A 3,314-nucleotide genomic window follows, 5' to 3' on the forward strand; every position below is an offset into this window, starting at 1 on the left:
GGTCGAGGCGGCTCCGGCCGTCCACAGCCCGGCGGGGCGGGTGCCGACTCCACCGCCCTGCTCAACGGAGGGCCGGCCGCGGATCGCCCGTCACGACCGGTGGCGGGCCGCGCCGCCGCCGCGCGTGCCCGGGTCACCGGCGCCGCGGGAGCGGCGGGTGCCGCGGAGGGGGCTGGTGGCAGCCGGGGCGAACGGCTCTCCGGCGCCACCACCCGGCTGCGTGCCTACCGCCCGGGTGGGGGCGTCAGTCGCCGTCCGACCAGCCACCCGGCCAGGTGAACGCCCTCTACGACACCGTCGACCAGGCCGCGCTGCGGCGGGTCGACGTGCACGAGCGCACCGCGGACGCGACTGTCTACCGCAAGGTGGCACCCGGCGGCGCTGCCGTCGACGGGATCGAGTCGCTGGACTCCCTGGACCGCGACGGGCGCTCCGGCATGTCGGCGGCCCGGATGGGCGGCGCCGATGGGCGGCGGCCCGGTGGCCCGCAGGGCCCGGGTGGGCGGACCGGACCACGTTCCGCCACGAACCCCACCGGGGCACGCGCCGCCGTCGGTGGCCGTGGGAACACCCGGCGCAACGTGGGCCGTCATGGCCCGAGATGGTGGCGTAACCGGCCGCGCTGGTTCCGCCGCCTGGTGCTGGCCAGCTTCCTGTCCGGGTCGCTGCTGTTCGTCGCCGGCCTCGCGGTGATCTACGCGGCCACCCGCATCCCGCTGCCCGACGAGGTCAAGACCGACCAGACCTCGATCATCACCTGGGCGGGCGGTGGCGAGATCACCCGGATCGGGACGGTGAACCGCACCGACGTCCCGCTCTCGCAGGTGTCGAAGGACGTCCAGCACGCGGTGCTGGCCGCCGAGAACAAGAACTTCTACAGCGAGCCGGGCATCTCCCCGAAGGGCATCGCGCGAGCGATGTGGGTGAACGTCAGCGGCGGCGAGATCGCCCAGGGTGGCTCGACCATCACCCAGCAGTACGTGAAGAACGCGTATCTCACCCAGGACCGCACGTTCACCCGGAAGATGCGGGAAATCGTGATGGCGGTGAAGATCTCCAGGAAGTACTCCAAGGACCAGATCCTGGAGTTCTATCTGAACACGATCTATTTCGGCCGCGGGGCGTACGGCATCGAGGCGGCGTCCAAGGCGTACTTCGACAAACCCGCGTCCCAGCTGACCGCGGGTGAGGGCGCGGTGATCGCCGGCCTCATCCGGTCGCCGAACTACCTGGACCCGAAGGAGAACCCGGGGCCGGCGGAGTCGCGCTGGAAGGACGTCGTCGCCACGATGGTGGCCGAGGGCTGGGCGCCGGCCTCGCTGGCGAACGAGAAACCGCCAGCGGTGATCGAGAAGAACGAGGGCTCCTCCTACACGTCCTCCGACCAGGTCGGCTACATCCGTGACCGGGTCAAGGTCGAGCTTGCCGCCAAGGGAATCACCGAGGACCAGATCAACCGCGGTGGCCTGCGCATCACCACGACCCTGGACGAGGCCCGCCAGACCGCGGCCTACCAGGCGGTCAGCACGGTGATCGGAAGTGCCTATGCGGCTGTGCCCGACCTGCGTACCGGCCTGGTGGCGGTGAAACCGGGAACCGGTGAGGTGCTCGCCTGGTACGGCGGCTCCCTGTACGGCAAGGGAGAGAACGGCCAGGAGCAGTACGAGGACAACGTCTCGACAGCGGAGGTCCCTTCCGGCTCGACCTTCAAGACCATCACGTTGGTGGCCGCTCTGAAGTCGGGCATCAGCCTGAAGTCGACCTACGAGGCACCCGCCCACATGGAACTCGACGGCTACCCGTTCGGCAACGACGAGAGTGAGCCCGGTCACCTGGGCTGGCCGGACCTGATCCAGTCGACGGCCGAGTCGATCAACACCGTGTATGTGCCGCTAGGTGTGGAAGTCGGCCTTGACAACGTCATGCAGACCGCGCGCGACATGGGTGTGAACAAGAACCGCACGCTGAAGGATGAAGCAGGTATCACCCTGGGGCAGGATTCCGTCACGGCGCTGGAGATGACGACGGTCTACAGCACGCTGGCCAGCGGCGGCTACAAGGCCACCCCGCACATTGTCGCGACGGTCGAGGACAACTCCGGCGAGGTCATCCTGCGCGGTGGAGACAGCGCGCAGACCTCCAAGGACCCGGTGATTCCGCCGAGTGTCGCGCGGGACGCGACCTATGCGCTCGAATCCGTCCTCGATCATGGCACCGGTACGCGCGCCGCCCTCGCGGACAACCGGCCGGCGGCCGGGAAGACCGGCACCACGGACAAGTTCCGTTCCGCCTGGTTCTGCGGGTACACGAAGGAGATCGCCTCCTGTGTGAACATGTTCCGCGGCAAGGGCGGGAACGAGGACAAGTACCGGCTCGAGGGCATCCCTGGCGTTACGAACGGCAAGGTGTACGGCGGGACCTACCCGGCGCAGATCTGGAAGGCGTTCATGGACGCGGCCCTGAAGGGCCAGCCGATCAAGCAGTTCGACCCGCCGGCCTACGGCGGATCCGTCACGCTGCGCAGCCCGTCCCCGTCCCCGGAGCCGACACCGTCCGACCTGCCGAGCCAGACACCGGTCGCCGGCACCGACGACTGGGACATCTTCGGGGACAACGAGAACCGTAACGGCCAGGGACGGCAGACCACCCGGGCCACCTCGGGCCAGGGAACCACCGGCCAACAGACGACGCGCCCACAGCCCACAAGATCGCCAACAGGCATAGTCGGCGACATCTTCGGCGGGCATTAGCCGCCGCCACGCTGCCGGACAAGACCTAATGCCACTTAGCCTAAGTTGATCTTCAGGGTTGTGGTGTGTCGGTGCTGGGTGTTCGTCCTGGTTGCCGGCATGATCACGGTCTGTGGCAGATGATCGCCCGGTCGTCGACGGCCGGTTGACGGACTGGATCTCACTCGGTGTGCTGACCGCGTTCGTGTCCCGGGACGAGATCGACGAGGCGATCGAGGCCACCGGGAAGGCCGCGAAACGGGCGGGTGGGAAGATCCCACCCCGGGTCGTCGTGCTGTTCGTGATGGCGCTGGCGCTGTTCGGCGACGAGGACTACGAGGAGGTCGCGGCCCGTCTCGCGGGAACACTCGCGGACTGGGGCCGGTTCGAGGAGGGCTGGGAACCGACCTCGGGCGGGCTGACCCAGGCCCGTCAACGGCTCGGCCCCGAACCGCTGGCCCACCTGTTCTCCCAGGTCGCGGCCCCGGTCGCGGACCCGGACACGATCGGGGCGTTCCTGCGGACCTGGCGGCTGATGAGTATCGACGGAGTCGAGTTCGACGCGGCGGCGTCGACGGCGAACCT

Annotated in this window: 2 protein-coding genes and 1 pseudogene; all 3 read left to right on the forward strand. The window is 69.1% G+C overall.

All coding sequences use genetic code 11. From position 1 onward, the window contains the following. A pseudogene (locus tag FREUN1FDRAFT_RS47265) lies at positions 1 to 279 on the forward strand (hypothetical protein); the annotation flags it as partial. Beyond that, on the forward strand, positions 276 to 2,750 hold the full coding sequence (locus tag FREUN1FDRAFT_RS38490) for a transglycosylase domain-containing protein (RefSeq protein WP_006545859.1): 2,475 nt from the start codon (positions 276 to 278) through the stop codon (positions 2,748 to 2,750). The pseudogene FREUN1FDRAFT_RS47265 and the gene FREUN1FDRAFT_RS38490, both read left to right, overlap by 4 nt. Before the next feature lie 112 nt (positions 2,751 to 2,862). Continuing rightward, positions 2,863 to 3,314: transposase domain-containing protein (locus tag FREUN1FDRAFT_RS38495; protein WP_006545860.1), on the forward strand; the 452-nt coding region annotated here is incomplete at its 3' end.

The sequence above is a fragment of the Parafrankia sp. EUN1f genome (genome assembly GCF_000177675.1).
Lineage (GTDB): Bacteria > Actinomycetota > Actinomycetes > Frankiales > Frankiaceae > Parafrankia.